The following is a 24,421-nucleotide window of genomic DNA, read 5'->3' on the forward strand; positions in this document are numbered from 1 at the left end:
GCTCAATCCTCCGTGCCGCGATCGCGGTGGCAGATGCGCCGCGCCGCCTCGGCAATCGCGGCGGCACTTGGCATCACCTCGCGCTCCAGCCGGTCGTTATAGGGCATCGGCACCTCGACCGCGCCCAGCCGTTCGACCGGGGCATCCAGCCAATCGAATGCCTCTTCGGTGATCTGGGCGGCGATCTCGCCGCCAAGCCCGCCGGTGCGCCAGGCCTCGTGGACGACAAGACACCGGCTGGTCTTCTTCACGGAACGGACAAAGCTGTCCATATCCAGCGGACGCAGGCTGCGCGGGTCGATCACCTCGGCGCTGATGCCTTCGCGCGCCAGCGTATCGGCGGCGGAAAGCGCGCGTTCCACCATGGCAAGCGTGGCGATGATGGTGATGTCAGCGCCTTCGCGCTTGATGTCGGCCTTGCCGATCTCGATCTCATAGGGGGCTTCGGGCACCGGCGCCGCGCCGCCAAGATACAGCAGCTTGTGTTCAAGGAAGATCACCGGATTGTCGTCCCGGATCGCCGCCATCAACAGCCCTTTCGCGTCATAGGGCGTCGAGGGGGCCAGCACCGTCAGCCCCGGAATATGCGCGAACCATGCCTCGAGCGATTGGGAATGCTGCGCCGCCAGCCGGATGCCGCCGCCCTGCGGCCCCCGGAACACCACCGGGACCGAGACCTTGCCCCCCAGCATGAAGCGCAGTTTCGCCGCCTGATTGACGATCGGGTCCATCATGAAGGTGACGAAGTCGAAAATCTGGATCTCGGCAATCGGGCGCCGCCCCGACAGCGCCGCCCCGACCGCCGCCCCGGCGATCACCCCTTCGGAAATCGGGGTGTTCATGACACGGTCGGTGCCGAACTTGTCGTGCAGGCCGCGTGTAACCCCGAAGGTACCGCCGACCGGGCCGACATCCTCGCCCATCAGGAACACGGACTCGTCGCCTTCGATGGATTGGGAAATCGCCTCGCGCAGCGCTTCGGCATAGGTCAACGCACGGCTGCCCGGCGCGGGCGGTGGCGGCGGGCTTCGGCGCGGCGCCAGCACTTTGTCGAACAGCGATTTCAACTCTGGCTCGGCCTGGGCTTCCGCCTGCCGGATCGCGGTTTCGATCCGGTCGCGCGCCTCGTCCTCAAGGGCGGCGAAAGCGGTGTCGTCCACCTGCCAGTCCTCGGCCAGCCGGCGCTTCAGCCGGTGAAGCGGGTCGTCGTCCAGCCATTTGCGCACCTCGTCATCGGTGCGGTAGCCAAGCAGGTTGCCCCGCACCGAATGGTCGCCATGGCGGTAGGTCAGCGCCTCGATCAGGGTTGGCCCCTCGCCTGCCCGGGCGCGGGCCAGGGCCTCGGCCACGGCGGCATAGACCGCCACCGGATCATTGCCGTCGATCCGTTCGCCCGGAATGCCGTAACTGACCGCGCGCCCGGCGACCGATCCGCCAGCGGTCGCATGTTCAAACGGCGTCGACATGCCGTAAAGATTGTTCTCGCAGAAGAAGATGATCGGCAGTTTCCACAGGGCCGCAAGGTTCAGGGATTCGTGGAAGATCCCCTCGTTCGAGCCGCCATCGCCAAAGAAGGCGATGCCCGCATCGTCCGAGCCGCGCTGCTTGGCGGCCAGCGCCGCGCCCACGCCCAGGCCCATGCTGGCCCCGACAATGCCGTTGGCGCCCAGGATGTTCAGCTCGACATCCGCCACATGCATCGAGCCGCCGATCCCGCCGCAGATGCCCCCGACCTTGCCGCAAAGTTCGGCCATCATCCCGTTGATATCGGCGCCCTTGGCGATGCAATGGCCGTGGCCGCGATGGTGGGTGGTGATGAAATCACTGCGGCGCAGCGCAAAGCAGGCCCCTGCGGCAATCGCCTCCTGCCCGGCCGAGGAATGGGCGGTGCCCTTGATCACCCCGGATTTGAACAGTTCTTCCGTGCGGGTTTCGAACCGGCGGATCAGCAGCATGGTGCGCGCCATGGCCAGCATATCCTCGCGGTCGGGGGCCGGCACATTGCGGTTCAGGCGCCCCGGCGCCGAGATGACAGCCGGGATTCCGGCATGTGAAGACGAACCGCTTTTGGCGGTGGTGCGGGCATTTCGTGCCACTGGTGATCCCTCCCGGACAGCCGGCCGGCATCGCAAGGATGCGGCCATTGCGGCGACCCAAACATGTTTATCGGGCTAGGACAAAATCAATGCGCTGATGCCAGGCATAACTTCAGGGTATTTCTGGCGTCCCAATATCATCAAATACTATGCATCAATCGCCGGGCGGCAGCTCTGCCGTGACCCACAGCCCCTGGGCAACCATGCGCTGCGCATGGCTGACCAGCAGGTCCTGGAACACCCGCATGGCGGCGGTGCGGGGCCGGTCGCGCGAGGTGGCGATGATCCAGGGCCAGGTGATTCCGGCAATCGGCGCGATCGAGATCTCGCCCCGGCCAAAGGCCTGATGGCAGGCACTGTAGGGCAGGATGCTGTGCAGCCCGCCGCGCGACACCAGATCGATGATGATCGAATTGGTCTCGACGATCACCGGCGGGTTCCGGCTGCGCCCGGTCTGGGGCAGCATTTCATCGACCACCCGGCGCAGCCCGTTGTTCGAAGGGGTCAGCACCAGATCAAGCTCGGCCAGGGAATCGGCCCCCACCGGCTGATCCATCCGAAGCCCGGTCTCCCGCGACGACAGCCGCACCAGCGCTTCGGAACACAGGGCTTGCCGGTTCAGCCCGCGCGAGGCGCCGTGATCGGAATAAAGCGCCAGATCAACATGTCGCGTCACCAAAGCCTCGCGCACATTGACCGAGGTGCCTTCCTGGATCTCGACGCTGACCTGAGGGTGAAGGCGATGGAACTCGGCCACCACATCGGCCATCAGCAGCCCGCGCAGGGAATAGGCCGAAGAGATGCGCAGGGTTCCCGCCGGCAATGTCTCGGCGGCGATAATGTCTTCCTTTATCAGCTCGACGCTTTGCATCAGGGCGCGGACGTGATCGGCCAGCCGCTGACCGGACGGTGTCAGCGCCACGCCCCGCGGCCGCCGCTCGACCAGCTGCGTGGACAGCTCTTCCTCCAGCAGCTGGATCTGCCGGCTGAGCGCGGGCTGCGAGACATTCGCCCGCTCGGCGGCATGGGTGATGTTCAGCGTGTTCACCACATGGATGAAATACTCGAGTTGCCTGATTTTCATGACCTTGCGCCACCCTCCCCAGCGTGGACCATCGGCAGGCGCGCCGCAGGGGGCGGCCTTGTTCCGTGCGGCAGGCATGACATTAGCCTATGGATCGCATGTCAATTATCTATTTTACACATACCTGCGGGTTGCATAGCGTCCGGCCCCATGGGCAAGGCCGGGAACGGCGCCCTGGAAAAGCTGCGGGAAGGGGAGAGCCCGCGCATTCCTTCGTGACATCAACCGTACTCCGGCAGGTCTGGCCGGTTTCGCATATGCGTGTCCGCATGGCGATTGGCCGGCGTGTCACAGCCACTGTAACGGGAGGAAAAGATGAGAAAATTCAAAGGATGCGCCTGTGCGCTGCTGGCCTGCACTGCGCTGACCGCACCGGCCTTCGCGCAGGACAACGAGATCCATATCGCGCTGATGACCGACCTTGCCGGTGCCACTGCCGATTACGGCGGTCAGGGTGCGATCGAGGCCGTGAAGATGGCGGTCGAAGATTTCGGCGGCGAGCTGAACGGCAAGCCGATCAAGATCGACTTCATCGACCACCAGAACAAGCCCGACATCGCCGTCACCAAGGCCCGCGAGGCCTATGACAGCGGCACCGACATGATCATCAACCTGTCGAACTCGGCCGCCGCCCTGGGCGTGATCGAAATTGCCAAGGCCAAGGACAAGGTGGTGATCGTCACCGGCGCCGGATCTGACAAGATCACCGGCGAGGCCTGCTCGACCAATGCCATCCACTTCGCCTTCAACTCGTATTCGCTGGCCAATTCGCCGGTCCAGGCGCTGGCCGCATCCGGCGATACCAGCTGGTTCCTGATCGTGTCCGACTTCGCCTATGGGCTTTCGGTCGAGGCGGCGGTGACCGATGCCATCGCAACCGCAGGCGGCACGCTGACCGGCACCGTCAAGCATCCCGCCTTCATGGCAAGCGACTTTTCGTCCTATGCCCTGCAGGCGATTTCCTCTGGCGCGCAGGTGATCGGGCTGTCGAACTCGTCCTCCGACACCACCAACTCGATCCGGGCGCTGAAGGAATTCGGCATCGGCGGCGACCAGAAGATGGTGGCCTTCACCCTTCTTATCAATGAGATCCATGGTCTTGGGCTGGAACAGGCCTCGGGGCTGCTGTTCGCCGATGCCTTTTACTGGGACCGCACCGAGGCCAGCCGCGACTGGTCGAAACGGTTCTATGACCGGGTCGGCCGGATGCCGAACATGGTCAATGCCGGCGACTATTCCGGCACCCTGCACTATCTGCGCGCAGTCGAGGCCGCCGGCACCGACGATGCCGCCGCCGTTCTGGCCAAGATGCATGAGATGCCGGTCAATGATGTCTTTGCCGAAAACGGCCGGGTGCGCGAAGACAACATGATGGTGCATGACATGTATCTTGTGCAGGTCAAGACGCCGGAAGAGTCGAAATACGACTGGGATTACCTGAACGTGCTGGAGACCATTCCCGCCGAGAAGGCCTTCCTGCCGCTTGAACAAAGCAAGTGCCCGCTGGTCAAGAAGGGCTAGGCGCGGCCGATGACCCATATCCTTGAAACGGTTGACCTCTGCAAAGAGTTCAGCGGGTTCCGGGCGGTCGACACTGTCTCGCTGAAGGTTCGTGAGGGCGAAATCCACGCCCTCATCGGACCCAACGGCGCGGGCAAGACCACCGTCTTCAATCTGCTTACCAAGTTCCTGCCCGCAAGCTCGGGCAGGATCCTGTTCGGCGGGCAGGACATCACCGGCATGAAACCTGCGCCGCTGGCCCGGCGCGGGCTGGTGCGCAGTTTCCAGATCTCGGCCACCTTTCCGCATCTGACGGTGCTGGAGAATGTGCGCGTCGCCCTGCAGCGCCGCCTGGCGCCGACCTTTGCCTTCTGGCTGCCCGGTCGGGTGCTGACGCGGCTGGACGGGCGGGCGATGGACCTTCTGGAACAGGTCGACATGCAGGATTTCGCCGCCGTGAAGGCGGCGGATCTGCCCTATGGGCGCAAACGGTCGGTCGAGATCGCGACCACGCTGGCGATGGAGCCGCGGGTGATGCTGCTGGACGAGCCGACGCAGGGGATGGGTCATGAGGATGTCGAGCGAGTCACCCGGCTTATCAAGCGCGTGGCGGCGGGCCGCACCATTCTGATGGTCGAACACAATATGAAGGTGGTGGCGGGCATCTGCGACCGGATTTCGGTCCTGCAGCGCGGGGCGATCCTGGCCGAGGGCAGCTATGCCGAGGTTTCGGCCGACCCAAGGGTGCTGAGCGCCTATATGGGCAGCGAGACCCAGCTGGAAGGGGCGCACGGATGAGCGAGACCGTGCTTTCCCTGAAGGATATCAACGGCTGGTATGGCGAATCCCATGTGCTGCATGGTGTCAGCCTGGATGTGGCGCGGGGCGAGGTGGTCAGCCTGATCGGCCGCAACGGCGCCGGGCGCACGACGATCCTGCGCGCGATCATGGGGATGCTGGATCAGCGGACCGGCACGCTTTCGGTCATGGGCCGCGACATGAGCGCCACCCCCGCGCACCGCATGGCGGAATGCGGGCTGGGCTACTGCCCCGAAGAGCGCGGCATCTTTGCCAGCCTCAGCTGCGAAGAAAACCTGATGCTGCCGCCGCCGATCCGCGCCGGAAGCCAGATGGCGATGTCGCTCGATGAAATCTATGCGATGTTCCCCAATCTCAAGGACCGCGCGCAAAGCCCCGGCACCCGCCTTTCCGGCGGCGAGCAGCAGATGCTGGCCATCGCCCGCATCCTGCGCACCGGCGCCGATATCCTGCTGCTGGACGAGATCTCGGAAGGTCTGGCCCCGGTCATCGTGCAGACGCTGGCGCGGGTGATCCGCGAACTGAAGGCGCGCGGCTTCACCATCATCATGGTCGAGCAGAACTTCCGCTTCGCCGCGCCGCTGGCCGACCGCTTCTTCATCATCGAACACGGCAGCGTGGTCGAGGAAATCCATCAGGCCGATCTTGCCGCGCGGATGGACGATATCCGTACCTGGCTGGGGGTCTGATCATGCCGGAAATCTTTGGCGTTCCCGTTCCCGTCCTTTATGGCCAGCTGTTGCTGGGCCTGGTCAACGGCAGTTTCTACGCGCTGCTCTCGCTTGGCCTTTCGCTGATCTTCGGCCTGCTGAACATCGTGAACTTCGCCCATGGCACCATGTATATGCTGGGCGCCTTTCTGGCCTATTTCCTGCTGCAGCCGCTGGGTCTGGGCTATTGGTGGGCGGTGGTTCTGGTGCCGATCATGGCGGCAGGCCTTGGCATCGGGATCGAACGCACGATCCTGCGCCGGATCTACAAGCTCGACCATATCTACGGTCTGCTGGTCACCTTCGCGCTGACCATGATCATCGAGGGGCTGGTGCGGGTCTGGTTCGGCGTCTCGGGGCTGCGCTATGCGGTGCCGGACTCGCTGTCGGGCATGGTGGATCTGGGCTTCATGAAGCTGCCGATCTACCGCGCCTGGGTGATCGTCGCGGCACTGGGCCTTTGCCTGCTGACCTGGGCGGTGATCGAGCGCACCCGGCTGGGCGCCATCCTGCGGGCGGGCACCGAAAACCCCGCGCTGGTCAAGGCCTTCGGGGTCAATGTGCCGCTGCTGGTGACGCTGGTCTTCGGCTGGGGCGTCGCCTTGGCTGCCTTTGCCGGCGTTCTGGCGGCGCCGCTGATGCAGCTGACCCCGCAGATCGGCCATTCGATCATCATTACCGTCTTCGGTGTCGTGGTGATCGGCGGCATGGGCTCGATCCTTGGCTCGATCGTGACGGGCCTTGGTCTCGGGCTGCTCGAAGGCCTGACCAAGGTCTATTACCCCGAGGCCTCCTCGACGGTGATTTTCGTGGTGATGATCCTGGTCCTGCTGGTGCGCCCGCATGGCCTGTTCGGAAAACAGTGAGGCAGTCATGACACTTCAACGCAATCTGCTGATCGCCCTTGGCCTTGCGGCGCTGGTCGTGGCGCCTGCCTTCATCTATCCGATGCTGATCGTAAAGCTTCTGTGCTTTGCGATCTTCGCCTCGGCCTTCAATCTGATGCTGGGCTATACGGGGCTTTTGTCTTTCGGCCATGCGATGTTCTTCGGCTCGGCGGGCTATGCGCTGGGCGTGACGACCAAGTTCCTGCACTGGCCGCCGGAACTTGGCATTCTGGCCGGCATCGCGGTCGCGGCGCTGATCGGATTTGTCGCGGGTGCTGTCGCCATCCGCAGGCAGGGCATCTATTTCGCCATGATCACGCTGGCGATTTCCCAGCTGATCTACTTCGTCGCCATGCAGATGGAATGGACCGGGCGCGACGACGGCTTCCACGGCATTCCGCGCGGGCGGCTGTTCGGGCTGATCGACCTGGAAAACGACCTGGCGCTTTACGGTCTGGTCGCGGTCTGCTTCGTGCTGGCGCTGCTGGCGATCCACCGGATCGTCACCTCGCCCTTCGGCCTTGCGCTGACCGCGATCCGCGAGAACGAGCCGCGTGCCGTCTCGCTTGGCTATGATGTCGAGCGCTACAAGGTGCTGGCCCTGACGCTTTCGGCGGCACTGGCGGGGCTTGCGGGGTCGCTGAAGGCGCTGGCGCTGTCCTATGAATCGCTGAATGACCTGCACTGGGCGCTGAGCGGCGAGGTGGTGATGATGTGCATCCTGGGCGGGCTTGGCACGCTGGGCGGGCCGGTCGCGGGGGCGTTCTTCGTGATCCTTCTGCAGAACTTCCTGGCCGACAAGGTGGGCGAATGGCTGTCGGTGATCATCGGCGTGGTGTTCTTGTCCTGCATCCTGGCCTTCCGCAAGGGTCTGGTCGGCGAGATCGCCGCCTGGATGGAGCGCAGCCGCAAACCCATCCCCGGACAGGAGAGCCGCCGATGAAGGGGCGTTCCGCAATCATCACCGGCGCCGCGCGCGGGCTTGGCCAGGCGATCACTCGCAAGTTTCTAGAGCAGGGCGCGCGGGTGGCCATCTGGGACCAGGACGCCAACGCCGCCCGCGACTGCGCCGAACAGCTGTCCGACATCGGCCCGACCCATGCCTGCGCGGTCGACATCACCTCGCCCGAGGCGGTCGCGGCGGCCTATGCCGATACGCGCAAGATGCTGGGCGAGATCTCGATCCTGGTCTGCAATGCCGCCGTTCCCGGCCCGAACCTGGCCGCGGCCGAGCTTTCGGTCGGCGACTGGACGCGGGTGATGGAGGTCAATGTCACCGGCACCCTGCTGTGCTGCCAGACGGTGATCCCCGATATGGTGGCGCGCGGCTATGGCCGGATCGTCACCATCGGATCGGTGGCCGGCAAAGAGCCCGGGCCGAAGATCGCGGCCTATGCCGCCAGCAAGGCGGCGGTGATTTCGCTGACCAAGACCCTGGGGCGCGAGCTTGCGACCACCGGGGTCACCGTGAACTGTGTCGCGCCCGGCGCGATCCGCACGCGGATCTTCGATGGCTGGCCCGAAAGCTATGTGCAGGAGTTGCTGGGTAAAATCCCGATGAACCGCTTTGGCACCGCCGAAGAGCTGGCCGAAATGGTGGCCTTCGTCGCCTCGCGCAGGACCTCGTTCTCGACCGGGGCGGTGTTTGACATGTCCGGCGGGCGGGCTGACTATTGAAAGGAAGGCCGGGCAATCTTGCAGGCAAGAAGGGCGCAGGTCGGGTTGCCGCAGGCCCCGTGGGCGGCCCTTGCTTGTGGACCTGACCGCTCACTCGCTGGTCGCCACGACAGTCATCTTCCTGCACGCGTCCTAGGAACCCCCGCGACGCGCCGGGGCATGGGAGGATCCGGTTCACGGCTCGGGCAATACTGCCATCGGCTGATCAGGCGCTTTGATCCAGAACCTCGAGAACGAAGTCCACCCGCGCCTCGACCCTGTCCAAAGGCAGCGGCACCAGATCATATCCTGCCATTTCATAGGCCTGTTCCATGGCGTCGGCCGTGGCGATCGCCTCGTCGAAATCCTGCCCGCGCTGCGCATCCTGACCGAAGATCTCGGGCCAGGGCGGTGCCAGGAACACCGTCGGGTGATAGCGGAAAAGTTCGGCCGCCGCGTGGACATGCGCGGGCGCCTCGCCCTCGTAAAGCTGCAGATAGCCGATCACATCGGGAATGCCGCGATCGAAGACCACCGGACCGCGGATCCGCTGCGCCTCGTGCCACGAGCGCAATTCCCAACCCAGCATCAGCTCTGCAAAGAGCTGCCGGTCCTGCCCGTGCCAGCCTGTCCCGCCGATCCGGGTCTGATCCTGAATGATCGCGCGCCCGGCTTCGGGCATGGTCGCCACACCACGCCGCGCCAGTGCGGACAGAAGCGTCGTCTTGCCCGATCCCGGGCCGCCGGTAATGACGAAAAGTCGGTCGTTCATGGTGATCCCGCTGGAAATTGGCCTGCATTCAACACGTCGGAAAGACGATCCGGCCCGGAGCGTCCTTGGGCAAGGCGCCGGAAAGCAGCCATGCGGCGGCAAGCGGCCAGAGCGTCTGTTCGAAACGGGCGTGGAAGAAGGCGAAATGCCCGATCTCGGGCACCGCGATATCCAAGGGCGCGATCCGCAGATGGGTGCGATCCGCCCCCGAATAGTAGCCGAGCAAGCGCTGCCCCGCAGCTTCGGTGCAGAACGGGTCATCTGTCAACCCGATGGCCAGAAGCCGCGCCCGGGTGGCGCCATGGCGCGCGGCAAGCTCTGCCGGGGCCAAGGCGGATCTGACACTCGTCTCGAACCGCGGCCCCATCCGGCTCCAGTCGCGCACCACGCCGCGCGGCACATCCTCCAGCCATCCCAGCCGTGAACCGGGGAAATAGCCGAAAAGCCGGGTGACGGCGGGCATGAAAAGATGCCATTTCAGATACATCGCGCGCCGCTGGCGGGGGGCGTAATCGCGCCAATAGGCGAATTGCGCCCCAACCGTCACGATCCGGTCAAGCCGCGCCGAGGCGCGCGCCAACCCCAAAGCGAAGCCGCCGATCGAATGGCCCAGGGCGCAGAGCGGACGGTCCGGCCAGCGCCTGCCGGCATAGGCAAGCACCGCCTCGGCATCGAGAACGCCCCAATCGACCCATCCCGCCTGCAAATCCCTTACCGGAGTCGCGCGCGACTCGCCGATCCCCCGATAGTCAAAGGTCAGGACCGTCGCCCCCTGCCCCGACAACCAGGCCGCGAACCGCGCGTAATAGCGCGCCCGAACCGCCGTGGCGGCATGCAGCACGACCACAGGGCCGGTCTGCGCCTGCCAGATCCCGCCCCGGATCGGATAGCCGTCTTCGGCCACCACCTCGAAGCGTTCCTCGGGCATCGGCGCAGCGGGCCTTTCGGGGTTCGGCCGCGATGGCAGAGCGTCCGGCCTAAAGCGGTAAAGCATTGGGGTCCACATTCGTCACAGGTCCGACCATACGAGAACAGCTTCCGTCGCAATGGACATCACGCCAAATGAGCTTTGCTCCGGCTCAGCTGAAGCCAATTCAATTGCGGGACCGGACGGATTGGCGCTCTCTTCTCGCAGGAGGGCACCGACATGACCCAGGACCACACGCCACGCAACCCCGTCGTCACGCTCGACGATCTGGACCTGTCGCCACAGACCCATGGCACCCGTTTTCATGCCGCCATGGCGGCCATCGCCGCCCCGCTGGGGGCCGGGCATCTGGGCGCGCGGCTGGTGGAAGTGCCACCGGGCAAGGCGGCCTGGCCTTTCCATGCCCATCACGCCAATGACGAGATCTTCGTCATTCTCGCGGGCACTGGTGAATTGCGCTTCGGCGCCGACCGTTACCCGGTCGCGGCGGGCATGGTGGCGGTCTGCCCCGCCGGCGGCGCCGAAACGGCCCATCAGCTGATCGCAACAGGCACCGCCCCCCTGCGCTATATCGCCGTCAGCACCATGCGCGAGCCCGAGGTGATGACCTATCCTGACAGCGGCAAGTTGACGGTCTTCGCAGGCGCCGCGCCCGGAGGTGACAAGGCAAGGCGTCGCGTCGCCGCCTCTTTCCGGGCCACGGATGCGGTCGATTACTGGGAGGGCGAAGAGGCATGAGCCGGATCGCGTTCCGGTTCGACCTCGCGTCCAAATCCGCCTTTTCGCCGCGCTGCGGGCGGCCTGGCGTCAATCCCCGCGTTCTGGCTGGAAAATCTGCTCGATCGGCAAGGCGAAGAGGCCAGCCAGCCGAAAGGCCAGCGGCAGGCTGGGATCATAGCGCCCGCGTTCGAGCGCGTTGACCGTCTGCCGGGACACGTCAAGGCGCAGCGCCAGATCGGCTTGCGACCAGCCTTTCGCCTGGCGCAATTCGCGGATCGCGTTCTTCATCCGTAGCGCACACGGCCGATCAACACGCCCACGACCCAAAGCGACGCCATCAATGGCCAGACCACGAACATCGACAGGCGCGGCAAGCCGACCCCTTCGAGAAATCCATAGCCGAAGGTCACAAGCGCGGTGCCCGCGAACGCAAGTGCCAGAGCTTCGAACTGAAGTTTGCGTTGCAACTCGTCCATCCGGCGAATGGTGCGGACGATGACGACACAGATAAAGACCGAAGGCAGCATCGGTGCCAGCGACAGCAGGATCCGCATCGGCTCGCTGGCCGTACCCCCGGCGAGCAGTCTCTGCGACAGGATCAGCATCGCCACATAGGCGATCAGTCCGATTGTCAAAGGTCCGAGCCACCGCATAGTCGTCTCCGCGTAAAGTTAGCTTTACATAGGACACTGGGAAGCGCGCACGACAATGTCAAGTAAGCTTTACAATCCGCAACCGCTCAGACCAGGTCGATCCGGTAGCGTTTCACCGGATCAAGCGCGGCAATCCGGTCATAAAGGCGCTGCGCGGCAAGGTTTTCAGCGCCGGTTTCCCATTCGATGCGGCGCCAGCCCTGCCTGCGCCCCTCCTGAACCAGTCGCGCGACAAGGCGTTCCGCCAGCCCCTGACGGCGCGCGAAAGGCGCGATCCAGAGATCTTCCAGGATCGCGATCTGGGACGTGCTGAAGCTGTGCTGGCGAAGGACGACATGCGCCAGCCCGGCCGCCCGCCCCTGATAAAGGACCAGCCAGCCGAGAAGCGGCGCGGTCTGATCCATAAGGCGCTGCCAGATGACGGGCATGTCCGCGCGGGCCTGATCGGGCGCAGCGAAATGGTCCAGGTTTGCACGCCAAAGGCCCTCCCAAGCCGCGCGGTCGTGTTCCTCAAGTCGCCGGATGTCGACCGCAGCCGCTTCAATACGATTCACTCAATCTGCTCCCGGCTCGGGTTTCTTTTGCGCAAGGGCCCTTTCCCCGGCCGAAGCCTCGACCATCCAGCGGCTCAGGTTGCGCACGCGACGGTCCCGGGCCAATGCCTCGGGATAGACGAGGAAATAGCCTCCGCCGGTATCAACCCAGTGCGAAAACAGCTGCGTCAACCGCCCGGCTCCGACGTCGAAGGCAGCGATTTCCGCACCCGCCAGCGCCACTCCTGCCCCGTCCATGGCCGCGCGCAGGGCAAGACCGGCGGAATCGACCATCATCACCGCCGCAGGCCGGATCGGCCCGCCCGGCAAGGTCGCATTCCATCGCGCGTAATTCTCTTTCCGATGCTGCGACAGAAACAGGGTCATGCGTGCGATCTGCGCCCGCATCTCGTCGGGGTCATCCTTGCCCAGGGTCGGCGCGCCGAACAGGCTCACGCTTTCTTCGAACAGCAGGTCCGCCTGCAGGTCGTCCCAGTGCCCCTGCCCGTGCCGCACCGCCGCATCGGCCACGCCGGCCGAAAGATCGACCGCGTCCTGTGTCGTGGATATCAGCAGATCGAAGCCGTTGCGTTCAAACGGGTAGCGCGTCAGCCGGGGCGAGAACCAATGCGCCGCGAAAGTCGGCAGCATCGACAGGCGCAAGGGGCCCGCGTTGCGATCCTGCCTGAGACCGCCGACCGCCTCGATGATCCGGGAGAAGCCCTCGGTCAGATCGGGCGCCAGTCTCGCGCCGGCCTTGGTCAGTTCCAGCGCCGGACCGACCCGCCGCATCAAGGTCAGGCCCAGCGCATCCTCAAGCCCGCGCAGCTGGTGGCTGACGGCCGAAGGCGTGACGCCAAGTTCCAGCGCCGCCTCCTTGATCGAAAGATGGCGCGCTGCCGCCTCGAAGGCGCGCAGGGCGTTCAAGGGCACGTTCAGCCGAAGGGGCGGGTGTTTATCCATTGATCCTCACACGCGGACTATCGCCGATATCCGGCGCCACGAGAACGCCGCTTTCTCATCAGCGCGTGAAAACTGCTCACTCGCCTGCCCGGCTTTTGCGCCCGAAGATCGTCCCACCATTCGCGAAGAGGGAGAGCCCGAATGCTGACCGAAGCCGTGCAGGCCCCGCGCGTCGATACGGCACGCCCCGTCTGGTTCGACGGGTCGCTTCTGCCTTCGGGTGAGGCAATGCTGCCTGTTCTGACGCATTCCCTGCACAATGGCGGCGCGGTCTTCGAGGGGATCCGCGCCTATGACGGCCGCCTGTTTCTAGGCAAACGGCATTTCCGCCGCCTGCAGCGCTCGGCCGAGCTTCTCGGCTACACGCTGCCATGGCTGGTTGATGATCTTCAGGCCGCAGCCGAGGCCGTGCTTTGGGCTGGCGGATTGAAGGACGCCTATATTCGGCCGATCGCCTGGCGCGGCAGCGAAAGCGTTACGGTTTCCGCGCAGGGCTGCCGGGTCCATACCGCCATCGCTGCCTGGGACTGGCCGGTTGAAACCGCCCTTGAGGACGGGGCCGGCGGATTGCGCCTGGTTCTGTCGGATTGGCGCCGCCCCGCGCCCGACACGGCACCGACGGCGTCGAAATGCTCGGGGCTTTACATGACCGGAACCCTGTCGCGCGCCGCAGCCGCCCGTAGCGGACATGACGATGCCCTCATGCTGGATATGGCAGGCCATGTGGCCGAAACCACGGTGACGAACATCGTCCTTGTCCGGGACGGCAGGCTTCTGTCGCCCCTTCCGACATGCTTTCTCGACAGCCTGACCAAGCGCCATGTCTTCGACCTTGCGCGGGACCTGGGCCTGTCGGTTCATGAAGGAACCGTCAGCCTTGACGATCTGGATGCGGCGGACGAGGTCTTCGTCACGGGCACCTCGGTCGAGCTGCGCCCCGTGGTCGCGCTCGACCGCCCCGGCAAGCACAGCACTTGGCCCGTCGGGCGCATCACCACGGCGCTGCGCAAGGCGTTTCGCGCCTCGACCCGGGCTCAGGCGTAGTGCCAGACCAGTACCAGGCCGAGACAGACGATCGCGCCGCGCAGGAATTTCGGCTTCACCCGGCGCGCCAGCCGGCCACCGATGACACCCCCAGCCGTCGCCCCCAGAAACACCAGGGCAGCCGGCCCCCAGGCGACCGCGCCGCCAAAGGCGAAGATCAGGACGGCGATACTGGTCGCAAGCGTCGCCAAGGCATTCTTGACCACGTTCAGCCGCTTCAGATCGTCGTCCCCCGTCACGGTCAGCAGCGCCAGCAGCAAGACCCCCAGCCCAGCGCCAAAGTAGCCGCCATAAAGCGCCACGACCGCCTCGGCGCATGCGGCGCTGACTGGCCCGATCGACACCCCGCGGCGGGCGAGCCAGCGGTTGAGCCAGGGCCCCGCCGCAAACAGCAGCGTCGCGAAAAGCAGCAGCCAGGGGACCAACTGCCGAAACAGCGCATCGCCCGACAGCAGCAACAGCCCGGCCCCCCCGCCGAGGCCAGCGCAAACACCGCGACGCGCCCGGGCCGCGCGATCAGTTCCTGCCGCAGCACCGCGCCTTCGCCGATCAGGCTGGCCGCATGGCCGGGCCAGATCGCGACTGCGCTGGTCGCGCCCGCCGTCACCGGCGGCAGCCCCACGGCCAGCAGCGCCGGGAAGGTAAAAAACGTGCCTCCGCCCGCGATCGCATTGCACAGCCCGCCCAGCAACCCCGCGCCCGCAAGCAGCGTCATTGTCCCTATATCCATCCGCTCCTCCTCCCTGCCCCCGCCCGATCCTGACGCCAGGGCTGGAAAAATGTGTCGCGCCGATGCCAGATGATCCCCCGGAGGTGCCAGCATGCAGCGCGATGAGATCGGCGGTTTTGTCGAGGACGGAAGTCCGCTGATCGGCACGGTCACCGGCTTTTCACCCGCGACCATGCCCAAGGCCCATGCGCATTGGCGTGGCCAGCTGGCCTGGTGCCCGGACCGACCGGTGACGGTCGAGACAGGACGCAGGCTGCATCTTCTCTCTCCCGGCATGGCGATCTGGCTTCCACCGACGCACCGCCACCGCATCCGGGCCGAGGGCGCGCGGCAATCGGTCAATCTCTACACCCGGCCCGGCGCGGCGCCGCTTCCCGGGGCCCCCACGCCCTTCCCGCTCGAGGCGCTGGAGGCTGAGCTTCTCCGCACCCTCGCCGCTGCCAGCCGCGCCGACCGGCAAGAGCCCGCCTTCGCCCGGCTGACCGCCGTGCTGTGGGACCGGCTTGCGCGCCCCGCCCCTGCGCCCACGCTGCCCCTGCCCGCCGACCCGCGCCTGCGTCGGATCGCGCTGGCACATCTTGATGGGGCAGACTGTTCGCTCGACCACTGGGCCGCGGCACTGGCCCTGTCGCGGCGCAGCTTGCAACGGCTCGTCCGTCGCGACACCGGGCAAAGCTGGGCCATCTGGATGCGAGACCTGCGGCTGGCCCGCGCGATTGCCCCGTTGATGGCGGGCAAAAGCGTGCAGCAGGCCGCCCATACGGCCGGCTACGCCAGCGCGAGCGGTCTTATCGCCGCCTTTCAGGCCGCCCATGGGATCACGCCCGGTCAGCTGCAGCGCCGGATGAAGATCTGAGGTCATCCCACGCGCCGCTCTGTCGGCCGTCGCAGGGCGAACCCGTTCCAACTGCGCACCGCCGGCCGCAGGCTGGCGCCCCGTGCCGGTCGAGCCGGAATTCCGCCGCGCGCTTCCGCACCTTTGGGGGCCGGTCAGGGCGCGGGGCGGCAGGGCCGGCTGCGAAATTCGCTTGCCGTCATGCAGGTGTTACAAATCTGACAGCCGACTGTCACCGAAGCCGCCTATCCCCTGCCGCAGGCCGACTCGCCGGCCAAGACACTCAGGAGTGATCCATGAAATCCGTGAAATTCACCGTCTCGGCCCTGGCCCTTGTCGCCGCCGCTTCGGCCGCCGAGGCCCGCGACCAGATCCAGATCACCGGCTCGTCGACCGTTCTGCCCTATGCCACCATCGTCGCCGAAGCCTTTGGCGAGAATTTCGACTTCCCGACCCCGGTCGTTGAAGGCGGCGGTTCGGGTGCCGGCCGCAAGAAGCTGTGCGAAGGCGTGGGCGAGAACACCGTCGACATCGCCAATTCCTCGTCGCGCATCTCGCAATCGGATATCGACCTCTGCGCCAAGAACGGCGTGGCCGAGATCATGGAAGTGCGGATCGGCTATGACGGGATCGTCTTTGCCTCGGCCGCGAATGGCCCGGAATTCGCCTTCACCCCGGCCGATGTCTATGCCGCCCTGGGCGCCAAAGTGGTCAAGGACGGCGCGCTGGTCGACAATTCGGTGAAAAGCTGGGCCGATGTGAACGCAGCCCTGCCCGCCCAGGACATCCTGATGTTCATCCCCGGCACCAAGCACGGCACCCGCGAAGTTTTCGACCAGAAGGTGCTGGAAGCGGGCTGCAAGGAAACCGGCGCGCTGGACCTGTTCAAGGCGACCGCCGAGGGCAAGGACGACAAGGAAAAGGAATCCGCCGCCAAGAAGATGTGCCTTGAGCTGCGCAAGGATGGCCGCTCGGTCGATATCGACGGCGACTATACCGAGACGCTGGCGCGTCTGGATGCCGACAAGAATGCGATCGGCGTCTTCGGTCTGGCCTTCTATCAGAACAACACCGACAAGCTGCGCGTCGCGACCATGTCGGGCGTGGTTCCCTCGACCGAGTCGATCGCCTCGGGCGACTATCCGGTGTCGCGTCCGCTGTATTTCTACGTGAAGAAGGCGCATCTGGGCGTGATCCCGGGCCTGAAGGAATATATCGAATTCTTCGTCTCGGACGACATGGCCGGCCCGGAAGGCCCGCTGGCCGCCTATGGTCTGGTCTCGGACCCCGAGCTGAAGGCGACGCAAGACATGGTGGCCGCCGAAACCCCGATGGGCCCGCTGCAATAAGCCTGTTCGGCTGACCGACTTCCGGGAAAGGGCGCCCTTGCGGCGCCCTTTTTCGTGGGGTTGGGCCCTTTGCGTATCCCGAGACGGTGGTTTCCTCTGGCCTTTTGTTCTTCCCTGGCCTCCGGTTTTCGGTGGCCTCCGGTTTTCGCTGACCTCTGACTTTCCCCGGCCTCTGGTTTTCCCTTTCCCGTCGCGCGTCAGGCTCCGCTCTGCGGCGCAGCCAGCCGACACTCGGTCTGTCCCCGGCGCGGCCGCCCCGTCTTCTGCCGTCGCAAGCCGCCCATCGCCCGCTGACGCGCGCCCGATCAGCCCGGATCGCAAAGCGGCGCGGTCAAGGGGCTGGCGCGCATCACCGTGCCGCCCTGAGCCATGGCAGTCCCCCCAATCCGGCGGGTCCGCCTGTCGGGCTTCGGCGCCAGGCGCTGCCGGCGCTCGACCGCGACGCGCTGCAGGCATTGCGCCACCGCCACATCCTGCCGCGCCCAGTCCTGCAAGGCCCGCTCCAGCCCCGCCGGCGGCACATATCGCCGCCCCTCGCCCGCGCAGACCAGCGCGGCGAAGGCGCAATGCTCCCACCAATCCAGCAACGCATCGCGCCAGGCGCTGCGGTCGCGGAAATGCCAGTAGAACGAGCCTTTCGAGATGCCGATCTGCCGCGCCACCGTCTCGACCCGCAGTGCGGCGGTGCCGCCCCGGGCAAGCGCGTCCAGCCCCGCTTCGATCCAGTCCTCGCGCCCGAATTGCCGGACCATCCGCATGTTTGCCCCCAAATCAGATGCCACAGAAACGCCCCGCCCGGACCGGCGCAAAATCCGGCCCGCGGCCTTTCCGTTCTGACAGCGCAAGCTTAGCGCCGGGTTAATCGCCGCCGGCCAGGGCGCAAAAATCCGATCACCAACCATCGCAGCCGTATGGCCCATACGGGCGTATGCACCATTCGCCCGCAAACCGCGCCAAGTGCTGCGAAAGCCTTGCAATCCGGGCTGCGCGGCTTGATGCCTGCCCCTCGCTCGTCTAATCAGGATCGGGGCCAGACCGGCCCAGCGGGGACGGCATGCGGATTCTCATCACCAATGACGACGGCATCAACGCGCCGGGCCTTCAGGTTCTGGAAGAGATCGCCACCGCCATTGCCGGGCCCGAGGGCGAGGTCTGGACCGTCGCCCCGGCCTTCGAGCAATCGGGCGTCGGCCATTGCATCAGCTATACCCATCCGATGATGATCGCCCAGCTGGGCCCGCGCCGCTATGCGGCCGAAGGCAGCCCGGCCGATTGCGTTCTGGCCGCGATCTATGACGTCCTGCAGGGCGCCAAACCCGATCTGGTGCTGTCCGGCGTCAACCGCGGCAACAATGCCGGCGAGAACGTGCTGTATTCGGGCACGATCGGCGGCGCGATGGAGGCGGCGTTGCAGGGCATTCCCGCCATCGCCCTGTCGCAATTCATGGGGCCGGAAAACGACGGGCTGGACGATCCGTTCGAAGCCGCCCGCCGTCACGGCACATCGGTTGTGCGCGCGCTTCTGGACCGCGGGCTGTGGACCGGCGACGATTACCGGGTGTTCTACAACGTGAATTTCCCGCCGATCCCGGCGGCCGAGGTCAAGGGCATGGCCGTGGCCGCCCAAGGCTTCCGCCGCGATACCTCTTTCACTGTCGAGCCGCATCTCTCGCCCTCGGGGCGCAAGTTCCTGTGGATCAAGGGCGGCGCCCAGCATCGCGCCACCCTGCCCGGCACCGATGTGACCGAAACCCTGGCCGGCCGGATCTCGATCACGCCGATGCGGGCCGATCTGACCGCGCATGACCTGCTGGACGATCTGAAAGCCCGGCTCGGATGACGGCAGGCGGGCCCGAGGAAGACGATCCCGAGGCCGGCCTGGCCGAGCGCAAGATGCGCTTTCTTTTCGCGCTTCGGTCGCATGGCGTGACCGATGCGCGGGTGCTGACGGCGATGGAACGCGTCGATCGCGGGCTGTTCGTGCGCGGCATTTTCGCCGCCCGCGCCTATGAGGACATGCCGCTGCCGATTTCCTGCGGCCAGACGATCAGCCAGCCCTCGGTGGTCGGGCTGATGACCCAGGCGCTGAATGTGGGCCCGCGCGATACGGTTCTCGAGATCGGCACCGGGTCGGGCTATCAGGCGGCGATCCTGGCCCAGCTGGCGCGTAGGGTCTATACGGTCGACCGGTGGAGACGGCTGGTGCGCGAGGCGCAGGAAATCTTCCGCCGGCTGAACCTGGTCAATGTCACCGCCATGGCCGCCGACGGATCCTTCGGCCTGCCCGATCAGGCGCCTTTCGACCGGATCCTGGTCACCGCGGCCGCCGAAGATCCGCCGGGCCCCTTGCTGCAGCAATTGAAGCCGGGCGGGATCATGGTCCTGCCGGTCGGGCAGTCGGATACGGTGCAGCATCTGATCAAGGTCACACGCGGCACAAGCGGGTTCGAATATGAGGAACTGCGCCCGGTGCGCTTCGTTCCTCTGGTCGAGGGCTTGGGGAATGAGTAGAGTTGCAGGCAACGCCGGGGCCAACCCGGGCAAGGTATCAGGGCAGAAGGCGGACAGAATGACCCATATCCCCATGACCCCGGGCCAGGCGCCGCGCCGCCTGACGCGCATTTTTGCGACCGTCGGCACGGTGGCGCTGCTGGCCGGCTGCGCCGACAACAAGTTCGACTGGGATCTGCGCGGCGGCGCCGGCAATACCTCGGCCGAGGCGCGCCAGGCCACCGCGTCAAAGCCGGTGCCGGATTCGAATGGCATCCTGTCCTATCCGGGCTATCAGCTGGCCCAGGCGCGGCGCGGCGACACGGTCAGCACGCTGGCGCAGCGGCTGGGGCTGAACCCGGCCGAACTGGCGCGGGTCAATGCCCTGCAGGTGAACGATCCGCTGCGGGCGGGCGAGTTGCTGCTGCTGCCCAGCCGGGTTTCGGCCACGCCCCAGCCGGTCGCCAGTGGCGCGGGCACGGCCCCGGTCGACATCACCTCGATCGCGACGACGGCGCTGGACAAGGTGGACCAGACCGCCCCGGCCCCCGCCGTCAAGGCCCCGGGCGGCGGCAAGGAACCCGTCCGCCATGTGGTCAAGCGCGGCGAGACCGCCTTCACCATCGCGCGGGCCTATAATGTCTCGTCCAAGTCGCTGGCCGAATGGAACGGGCTGGATGCGAACATGACGGTGCGCGAAGGCCAGACGCTGATCATCCCGGTCGCGACGGCGCCCGCGCCCAACCCCGAGCCGGTTCCGACCGCGCCCGGCGCCGGCAGCCCCACGCCCGAGCCGCCCTCGGCCAAGGAACCGCTGCCCGACGAAAAGACCCAGCCCGCGGCCGAGAAGCCGAAAGAGACGCCGCCCTCGCCCGATCTGGGCGCCCAGGCCACCGGCGCTTCGGCGACGAAGCTGGCCATGCCGGTGCAGGGTTCGATCATCCGCAGCTATGACAAGAAGAAGAACCAGGGCATCGACATTTCCGCCCCGGCAGGCACGGCGGTGAAGGCCTCCGAGGCCGGCACGGTGGCGGCGATCACCAAGGATACCGATCAGGTGCAGATCGTGGTGATCCGGCATGCCGACAACCTGCTGACGGTCTATGCGGGCGTCGACGGGCTGAAGGTGAAGAAGGGCGACAAGGTCAGCCGCGGCCAGCAGATCGGCGTGGTGCGCAGCGCCAGCCCCTCGTTCCTGCATTTCGAGGTGCGCAAGGGCGTGGACAGCCTGGATCCGATGAGCTTCCTGAAATAGCCGGCCCCCGGGGCCGGGGGCGTGCCGCACGCCCCCGCGCCCCGCAGCCTGCTCAGCCGATCCGGCTGACCAGGATCTTGTCGATCCGCAGACCGTCCAGGTCCATGACCTCGATCCGCAACCCGCCGGCCTCGACCACCTCGCCCAGTTCCGGCATATGGCCCAGCTGGTGCAGCACCAGCCCCGCCACCGTGTCATAGCCGCCCGACAGCGCGCGCGGCACGCCCATCCGGTCGGTGAATTCATCCGCCGGCATCCAGCCCGCCACCAGCAGCGAGCCATCGGCCCGCGTCACCAGCGCCGGCTCGGCCGCATCCCACGAGGCTTCGGCTCCGGTGATCGCCTCCAGCACATCGGTCGTGGTGATGATGCCCTCGAAACTGCCGTATTCGTCATAGACCAGCGCCAGATTGTCCGGGGTCTTCTGCAGCACCTCGATCACATCAAGCGCCTCCATCCGGTCGGACACCACCGGCACTTCGCGCACCAGCGCCCGCACATCCACCTGTTCGCGGCGCGACACGGCCTGGAAGACATCGGCCAGACGCAAGACGCCCAGCACCTCGCCCGCGGCATTGGCCACCGGCATGCGCGGCCGGGCGATCCGGCGCACTGCCGCGACGGCTTCGGTCGAGGACGCCTCATAGGGCACCATCTCGACCTCTTGGCGCGGGGTCATCAGCGCGCGGGCGGTGCGGTCCGACAGGCGCATCACGCCCGAGATCATCTGCCGTTCCTCGGTTTCCAGGATACCGCCCTCATGCGCTTCGGTCAGCAGGACATGCACCTCTTCCTCGGTCACCCGGTTCTCGCTGGCACCGCGCTGGCCCATCAGCCACAGCACGGCACGCCCCGAGCGGTCCAGCAGCCAGACCACCGGGGCCGCGATCACCGACAGCAGCGTCATCGCCGGCGCGATACGGATCGCCACGCCTTCGGCATTGCGCAGGGCCAGTTGCTTGGGCACCAGTTCGCCCACGATCAGCGAGACATAGGTGATCGCCAGCACCACCCCGCCCACGCCCAGCGTCTTTGACAGATCGGGCCGCACCCCTTCCGCCTGCAGCCACAGCGCCAGCCGCTCGCCCAGCGTATCGCCGGCCAGCGCACCCGACAGGATGCCGACGGCGGTGATGCCGATCTGTACGGTCGACAGGAAGCGGCCGGGATTCTCGGCCAGGCGCAGCGCCATGCGCGCGCCCCGGCTGGAGGATTCCAGCACTTTCAGCCGCCCGGTCCGGGCCGAAACCACGGCCAGTTCCGACATGGCAAGCACGCCGTTCAATACGATAAGTGCCAGAATCATCAGCACTTCGCCAAGCATGGGACTCCTTCCGCGGGGGAAGGCCCCCGGCTTGAACTGGGGGACAGAAGACAGAAGGCGCGGCCGCGGCCGCCCGATCCGGATCGTCGTCGTCGACTTCGGGTCTTGGTCTTCACGGCGCGACCCTTACGCCTTCGCGGGCGGCCAGATCGCAGAAGAATTGCCAGGCCACCCGGCCCGAGCGCGCCCCGCGGGTGCGCATCCATTCCATCGCCTCGGCGGTCAGCCGCTCTTCCGGCACCGCCATGCCATGCGCCGCGCAATAGCCGCGGATCATCGCCAGATAGTCTTCCTGGCTGCAGGGATGGAAGCCCAGCCACAGGCCGAAGCGATCCGACAGCGAGACCTTTTCCTCGACCGCTTCCGAAGGGTTGATCGCGGTCGAGCGTTCGTTCTCGATCATGTCGCGCGGCATCAGATGGCGGCGGTTCGAGGTGGCGTAGAACAGCACATTCTCGGGTCGCCCCTCGATCCCGCCATCCAGAACCGCCTTCAGCGATTTGTAATTCTGGTCGTCATGACTGAAGGACAGGTCATCGCAGAACAGCAGGAAGCGGTGCGGCGCGGCGCGCAGATGCGCCAGCAGACGCGGAACCGAGGCCAGGTCTTCGCGGCTCAGCTCGACGATCTTCAGGTCCCGCCCCTCGGCGCAGATCTGCGCATGCACGGCCTTGACCAAAGACGATTTGCCCATGCCCCGCGCGCCCCACAGAAGCGCATTGTTGGCCGGCAGGCCGGCGGCGAAATGCCGGGTGTTTTCCAGCAGCGTATCGCGCGACCGGTCGACCCCGACCAGAAGCCCGATATCCACCCGCGCCACCTGCGCCACCGGCACCAGCCGGTCTGGCCCGGTATGCCAGGCAAAAGCCGCAGCCCCGAAATCGGGGGCCGGGGCGGGCGGCGGCGCCAGGCGTTCCAGCGCCGCCGCAATCCGTTCCAAGGCCTCAGTCACGCCTCGTCTTCCTCGTCTTCATCCACCCAGGTGCCATCGGCGCGCATCTGCGCCTCGCGCTTCTTCTCGATCCGACGGATCAGGAAGATCGACACTTCATACAGCGGATAGACCGCCGCGAACAGGGTCAGCTGGCTCATCACATCGGGGGGCGTGGCCAGGGCCGCGACCATAAGGATCAGCACGATCGCATATTTCCGCGTCCCCGCCAGGCCGCGCGACGAGACCAACCCCGCCTTGCCCATCAAGGTCAAGAGGACCGGCAGCTGGAAGCACAGGCCGAAGGCGATGATCAGCTTCAGGCTGATGCCCAGCGTCTCGTCGACCTTGCCCTGAAAGACGATCTCGATCCCGTCCGAGGGCACGGGCGCAACCGGCGCGCTTCCATCCGCCGGGGCAAGCCCCTGCATCGCCGACAGCGTCGCCGAAACCATCGAGGGAAGATCGGCGAAACCCAGGAAGAATTTCATCGCCATCGGCGTGACGATATATTGCGCGAAAGCCGCGCCCAACAGGAACAGCACCGGCGAGGCGACCAGGAAGGGCAGGAAGGCCTGCTTCTCGCTGCGATACAGGCCCGGCGCCACGAACCGCCACAGCTGATAGGCGATGATCGGGAAGGACATCGCCAGCCCGGCCACCACCGAGATGTGGAAATAGGTGAACAGCAACTCCTGCGGCGCGGTGTATTGCATCACCGGGTTGGGGTTGCCCAGATCCCGCATCGCCTGTTCGATCGGCTGCAGCAGGAAGCCCAGGATCGACTTTGCGAAGGGAAAGGCCAGGATCATCGCCAGGATGAAGGCGCCGGCCGACCACATCAGCCGGTTGCGCAGCTCTGCAAGATGTTCGACCAGCGGGGCCGCGCTGTCTTCGATATCGTCCTTGCTCGCGCTCATGCCGTCTCACCCGAGGCCGCATCGCCGGCCTTCTTGCGCACCCGCCCGGGCTTTTTCGCCGCGGCAGGTGCCGATTGCGCTTCCGGCGCCGGTGCGGGGGCCGAAGCCTTGCGCAGCGTCGCCGCCTTTTCCGCCGAAGCCGCCTTGCGCGCCGCCTGCTTCTCGGCCAGCGCCGCCGTGGCCGGACCAAGCGGCTTGTCGACCACAGGCGCCGCAGTCGCC

At 66.3% G+C, this 24,421-nt stretch carries 26 protein-coding genes and 1 pseudogene; 13 read left to right on the forward strand and 14 right to left on the reverse strand.

The genetic code is table 11. The features are described 5' to 3' along the window. Positions 1-2 precede the first annotated feature (2 nt). Complete coding sequence (locus K1Y73_RS12550; RefSeq protein ID WP_225028643.1) at positions 3-2,096, reverse strand: alpha-ketoacid dehydrogenase subunit alpha/beta; 2,094 nt, start codon at positions 2,094-2,096, stop codon at positions 3-5. A 154-nt stretch (positions 2,097-2,250) separates the two neighbouring features. Next, positions 2,251-3,180, reverse strand: coding sequence for a LysR family transcriptional regulator (locus K1Y73_RS12555; protein ID WP_225028644.1), 930 nt, complete (start codon positions 3,178-3,180; stop codon positions 2,251-2,253). 315 nt (positions 3,181-3,495) lie between these two features. Here K1Y73_RS12555 and K1Y73_RS12560 point away from each other — a divergent pair, with 315 nt between their 5' ends. The 6 genes from K1Y73_RS12560 to K1Y73_RS12585 are packed head-to-tail and all read left to right on the forward strand — an operon-like array spanning position 3,496 to position 8,773. Beyond that, positions 3,496-4,701 carry an ABC transporter substrate-binding protein gene (locus K1Y73_RS12560; RefSeq protein WP_225028645.1) on the forward strand — a complete coding sequence of 402 codons (1,206 nt, stop codon included), beginning with the start codon at positions 3,496-3,498 and terminating at the stop codon, positions 4,699-4,701. 9 nt (positions 4,702-4,710) lie between these two features. After that, complete coding sequence (locus K1Y73_RS12565; RefSeq protein WP_225028646.1) at positions 4,711-5,478, forward strand: ABC transporter ATP-binding protein; 768 nt, start codon at positions 4,711-4,713, stop codon at positions 5,476-5,478. Further along, positions 5,475-6,188 carry an ABC transporter ATP-binding protein gene (locus K1Y73_RS12570; RefSeq protein ID WP_225028647.1) on the forward strand — a complete coding sequence of 238 codons (714 nt, stop codon included), beginning with the start codon at positions 5,475-5,477 and terminating at the stop codon, positions 6,186-6,188. Before K1Y73_RS12565 ends, K1Y73_RS12570 begins: the two co-directional genes overlap by 4 nt. Before the next feature lie 2 nt (positions 6,189-6,190). After that, positions 6,191-7,075 (forward strand): branched-chain amino acid ABC transporter permease, encoded by an 885-nt coding sequence (locus K1Y73_RS12575; protein ID WP_225028648.1) that lies wholly within the window; start codon positions 6,191-6,193, stop codon positions 7,073-7,075. A 7-nt stretch (positions 7,076-7,082) separates the two neighbouring features. Continuing rightward, on the forward strand, positions 7,083-8,039 hold the full coding sequence (locus K1Y73_RS12580) for a branched-chain amino acid ABC transporter permease (protein WP_225028649.1): 957 nt from the start codon (positions 7,083-7,085) through the stop codon (positions 8,037-8,039). Then, positions 8,036-8,773: an SDR family NAD(P)-dependent oxidoreductase gene (locus tag K1Y73_RS12585; protein WP_225028650.1), complete on the forward strand. Its 738-nt coding sequence runs from the start codon at positions 8,036-8,038 to the stop codon at positions 8,771-8,773. Before K1Y73_RS12580 ends, K1Y73_RS12585 begins: the two co-directional genes overlap by 4 nt. A 205-nt stretch (positions 8,774-8,978) precedes the next feature. Here K1Y73_RS12585 and K1Y73_RS12590 read toward each other — a convergent pair whose 3' ends face one another. Further along, positions 8,979-9,524, reverse strand: coding sequence for an AAA family ATPase (locus K1Y73_RS12590; protein ID WP_225028651.1), 546 nt, complete (start codon positions 9,522-9,524; stop codon positions 8,979-8,981). Between the two features lie 28 nt (positions 9,525-9,552). After that, positions 9,553-10,530: an alpha/beta hydrolase family protein gene (locus tag K1Y73_RS12595; RefSeq protein WP_318248241.1), complete on the reverse strand. Its 978-nt coding sequence runs from the start codon at positions 10,528-10,530 to the stop codon at positions 9,553-9,555. 141 nt (positions 10,531-10,671) lie between these two features. On the opposite strand from K1Y73_RS12595, the gene K1Y73_RS12600 reads away from it, so the two are divergent. Next, entirely contained in the window at positions 10,672-11,190 is a 519-nt protein-coding gene (locus K1Y73_RS12600; RefSeq protein WP_225028653.1) for a cupin domain-containing protein, read from the forward strand. A gap of 69 nt (positions 11,191-11,259) precedes the next feature. Here the strand turns inward: K1Y73_RS12600 and K1Y73_RS12605 are convergent, their stop codons facing one another. The 4 genes from K1Y73_RS12605 to K1Y73_RS12620 form a co-directional block, all read right to left on the reverse strand. Beyond that, positions 11,260-11,460, reverse strand: a complete 201-nt coding sequence (locus tag K1Y73_RS12605; protein WP_225028654.1) for a helix-turn-helix transcriptional regulator — start codon at positions 11,458-11,460, stop codon at positions 11,260-11,262. Continuing rightward, complete coding sequence (locus tag K1Y73_RS12610) at positions 11,457-11,777, reverse strand: hypothetical protein (protein ID WP_225028667.1); 321 nt, start codon at positions 11,775-11,777, stop codon at positions 11,457-11,459. Before K1Y73_RS12610 ends, K1Y73_RS12605 begins: the two co-directional genes overlap by 4 nt. 134 nt (positions 11,778-11,911) lie before the next feature. Further along, the gene (locus K1Y73_RS12615) at positions 11,912-12,379 is read right to left on the reverse strand and encodes a GNAT family N-acetyltransferase (protein ID WP_225028655.1); all 468 of its coding nucleotides are present in this window, start codon (positions 12,377-12,379) and stop codon (positions 11,912-11,914) included. Continuing rightward, a complete protein-coding gene (locus K1Y73_RS12620; protein ID WP_225028656.1) occupies positions 12,380-13,321 on the reverse strand; it encodes a LysR substrate-binding domain-containing protein in 942 nt (313 codons plus the stop codon). 141 nt (positions 13,322-13,462) lie between these two features. Here K1Y73_RS12620 and K1Y73_RS12625 point away from each other — a divergent pair, with 141 nt between their 5' ends. Beyond that, positions 13,463-14,365: an aminotransferase class IV gene (locus K1Y73_RS12625; protein WP_225028657.1), complete on the forward strand. Its 903-nt coding sequence runs from the start codon at positions 13,463-13,465 to the stop codon at positions 14,363-14,365. On the opposite strand, the gene K1Y73_RS12630 is transcribed toward K1Y73_RS12625, so the two are convergent. Further along, a complete protein-coding gene (locus K1Y73_RS12630) occupies positions 14,356-14,823 on the reverse strand; it encodes a sulfite exporter TauE/SafE family protein (RefSeq protein WP_263626621.1) in 468 nt (155 codons plus the stop codon). The genes K1Y73_RS12625 and K1Y73_RS12630 overlap by 10 nt on opposite strands. 363 nt (positions 14,824-15,186) lie before the next feature. Here K1Y73_RS12630 and K1Y73_RS12635 point away from each other — a divergent pair, with 363 nt between their 5' ends. Then, positions 15,187-15,951 carry an AraC family transcriptional regulator gene (locus K1Y73_RS12635; protein WP_225028659.1) on the forward strand — a complete coding sequence of 255 codons (765 nt, stop codon included), beginning with the start codon at positions 15,187-15,189 and terminating at the stop codon, positions 15,949-15,951. A gap of 275 nt (positions 15,952-16,226) precedes the next feature. Further along, entirely contained in the window at positions 16,227-17,279 is a 1,053-nt protein-coding gene (locus K1Y73_RS12640) for a PstS family phosphate ABC transporter substrate-binding protein (RefSeq protein ID WP_225028660.1), read from the forward strand. Positions 17,280-17,584: 305 nt separating this feature from the next. On the opposite strand, the gene K1Y73_RS12645 is transcribed toward K1Y73_RS12640, so the two are convergent. Further along, positions 17,585-18,037, reverse strand: coding sequence for a TetR/AcrR family transcriptional regulator (locus K1Y73_RS12645; RefSeq protein WP_225028661.1), 453 nt, complete (start codon positions 18,035-18,037; stop codon positions 17,585-17,587). Positions 18,038-18,333: 296 nt separating this feature from the next. Here K1Y73_RS12645 and surE point away from each other — a divergent pair, with 296 nt between their 5' ends. From surE to K1Y73_RS12660, 3 genes are all read left to right on the forward strand, one after another. Further along, complete coding sequence (gene surE / locus K1Y73_RS12650; protein ID WP_225028662.1) at positions 18,334-19,119, forward strand: 5'/3'-nucleotidase SurE; 786 nt, start codon at positions 18,334-18,336, stop codon at positions 19,117-19,119. Then, entirely contained in the window at positions 19,116-19,790 is a 675-nt protein-coding gene (locus K1Y73_RS12655; RefSeq protein ID WP_225028663.1) for a protein-L-isoaspartate(D-aspartate) O-methyltransferase, read from the forward strand. Before surE ends, K1Y73_RS12655 begins: the two co-directional genes overlap by 4 nt. 73 nt (positions 19,791-19,863) lie before the next feature. Further along, positions 19,864-21,024, forward strand: coding sequence for a peptidoglycan DD-metalloendopeptidase family protein (locus K1Y73_RS12660; RefSeq protein WP_225028668.1), 1,161 nt, complete (start codon positions 19,864-19,866; stop codon positions 21,022-21,024). A gap of 52 nt (positions 21,025-21,076) precedes the next feature. Here the strand turns inward: K1Y73_RS12660 and K1Y73_RS12665 are convergent, their stop codons facing one another. The 4 genes and pseudogenes from K1Y73_RS12665 to K1Y73_RS12680 all read right to left on the reverse strand — a co-directional run. After that, positions 21,077-22,348, reverse strand: coding sequence for a hemolysin family protein (locus K1Y73_RS12665; RefSeq protein ID WP_225028664.1), 1,272 nt, complete (start codon positions 22,346-22,348; stop codon positions 21,077-21,079). A 112-nt stretch (positions 22,349-22,460) separates the two neighbouring features. Then, positions 22,461-23,300 (reverse strand): ATP-binding protein, encoded by an 840-nt coding sequence (locus tag K1Y73_RS12670; RefSeq protein ID WP_225028665.1) that lies wholly within the window; start codon positions 23,298-23,300, stop codon positions 22,461-22,463. Next, a complete protein-coding gene (gene tatC / locus K1Y73_RS12675) occupies positions 23,297-24,199 on the reverse strand; it encodes a twin-arginine translocase subunit TatC (RefSeq protein WP_225028666.1) in 903 nt (300 codons plus the stop codon). Before tatC ends, K1Y73_RS12670 begins: the two co-directional genes overlap by 4 nt. Further along, positions 24,196-24,421: pseudogene (locus K1Y73_RS12680) on the reverse strand (Sec-independent protein translocase protein TatB); the annotation flags it as partial. The gene tatC and the pseudogene K1Y73_RS12680, both read right to left, overlap by 4 nt.

The organism is Xinfangfangia pollutisoli, from assembly GCF_020179405.1.
Taxonomy (GTDB): Bacteria; Pseudomonadota; Alphaproteobacteria; order Rhodobacterales; family Rhodobacteraceae; genus Pseudogemmobacter; species Pseudogemmobacter pollutisoli.

What these genes read in the sequence shown, in the direction of transcription:
- K1Y73_RS12665 (WP_225028664.1), bottom strand. Translation starts at nt 22,348, where the DNA reads ATGCTTGGCGAAGTGCTGATGATTCTGGCACTTATCGTATTGAACGGC.
- K1Y73_RS12635 (WP_225028659.1), top strand. Translation starts at nt 15,187, where the DNA reads ATGCAGCGCGATGAGATCGGCGGTTTTGTCGAGGACGGAAGTCCGCTG.
- K1Y73_RS12555 (WP_225028644.1), bottom strand. Translation starts at nt 3,180, where the DNA reads ATGAAAATCAGGCAACTCGAGTATTTCATCCATGTGGTGAACACGCTG.
- K1Y73_RS12605 (WP_225028654.1), bottom strand. Translation starts at nt 11,460, where the DNA reads ATGAAGAACGCGATCCGCGAATTGCGCCAGGCGAAAGGCTGGTCGCAA.
- K1Y73_RS12575 (WP_225028648.1), top strand. Translation starts at nt 6,191, where the DNA reads ATGCCGGAAATCTTTGGCGTTCCCGTTCCCGTCCTTTATGGCCAGCTG.
- K1Y73_RS12570 (WP_225028647.1), top strand. Translation starts at nt 5,475, where the DNA reads ATGAGCGAGACCGTGCTTTCCCTGAAGGATATCAACGGCTGGTATGGC.
- K1Y73_RS12640 (WP_225028660.1), top strand. Translation starts at nt 16,227, where the DNA reads ATGAAATCCGTGAAATTCACCGTCTCGGCCCTGGCCCTTGTCGCCGCC.
- tatC (WP_225028666.1), bottom strand. Translation starts at nt 24,199, where the DNA reads ATGAGCGCGAGCAAGGACGATATCGAAGACAGCGCGGCCCCGCTGGTC.
- K1Y73_RS12585 (WP_225028650.1), top strand. Translation starts at nt 8,036, where the DNA reads ATGAAGGGGCGTTCCGCAATCATCACCGGCGCCGCGCGCGGGCTTGGC.
- K1Y73_RS12655 (WP_225028663.1), top strand. Translation starts at nt 19,116, where the DNA reads ATGACGGCAGGCGGGCCCGAGGAAGACGATCCCGAGGCCGGCCTGGCC.
- K1Y73_RS12580 (WP_225028649.1), top strand. Translation starts at nt 7,083, where the DNA reads ATGACACTTCAACGCAATCTGCTGATCGCCCTTGGCCTTGCGGCGCTG.
- surE (WP_225028662.1), top strand. Translation starts at nt 18,334, where the DNA reads ATGCGGATTCTCATCACCAATGACGACGGCATCAACGCGCCGGGCCTT.
- K1Y73_RS12590 (WP_225028651.1), bottom strand. Translation starts at nt 9,524, where the DNA reads ATGAACGACCGACTTTTCGTCATTACCGGCGGCCCGGGATCGGGCAAG.
- K1Y73_RS12560 (WP_225028645.1), top strand. Translation starts at nt 3,496, where the DNA reads ATGAGAAAATTCAAAGGATGCGCCTGTGCGCTGCTGGCCTGCACTGCG.
- K1Y73_RS12595 (WP_318248241.1), bottom strand. Translation starts at nt 10,530, where the DNA reads ATGTGGACCCCAATGCTTTACCGCTTTAGGCCGGACGCTCTGCCATCG.
- K1Y73_RS12620 (WP_225028656.1), bottom strand. Translation starts at nt 13,321, where the DNA reads ATGGATAAACACCCGCCCCTTCGGCTGAACGTGCCCTTGAACGCCCTG.
- K1Y73_RS12645 (WP_225028661.1), bottom strand. Translation starts at nt 18,037, where the DNA reads ATGCGGATGGTCCGGCAATTCGGGCGCGAGGACTGGATCGAAGCGGGG.
- K1Y73_RS12610 (WP_225028667.1), bottom strand. Translation starts at nt 11,777, where the DNA reads ATGCTGATCCTGTCGCAGAGACTGCTCGCCGGGGGTACGGCCAGCGAG.
- K1Y73_RS12625 (WP_225028657.1), top strand. Translation starts at nt 13,463, where the DNA reads ATGCTGACCGAAGCCGTGCAGGCCCCGCGCGTCGATACGGCACGCCCC.
- K1Y73_RS12660 (WP_225028668.1), top strand. Translation starts at nt 19,864, where the DNA reads ATGACCCCGGGCCAGGCGCCGCGCCGCCTGACGCGCATTTTTGCGACC.
- K1Y73_RS12600 (WP_225028653.1), top strand. Translation starts at nt 10,672, where the DNA reads ATGACCCAGGACCACACGCCACGCAACCCCGTCGTCACGCTCGACGAT.
- K1Y73_RS12565 (WP_225028646.1), top strand. Translation starts at nt 4,711, where the DNA reads ATGACCCATATCCTTGAAACGGTTGACCTCTGCAAAGAGTTCAGCGGG.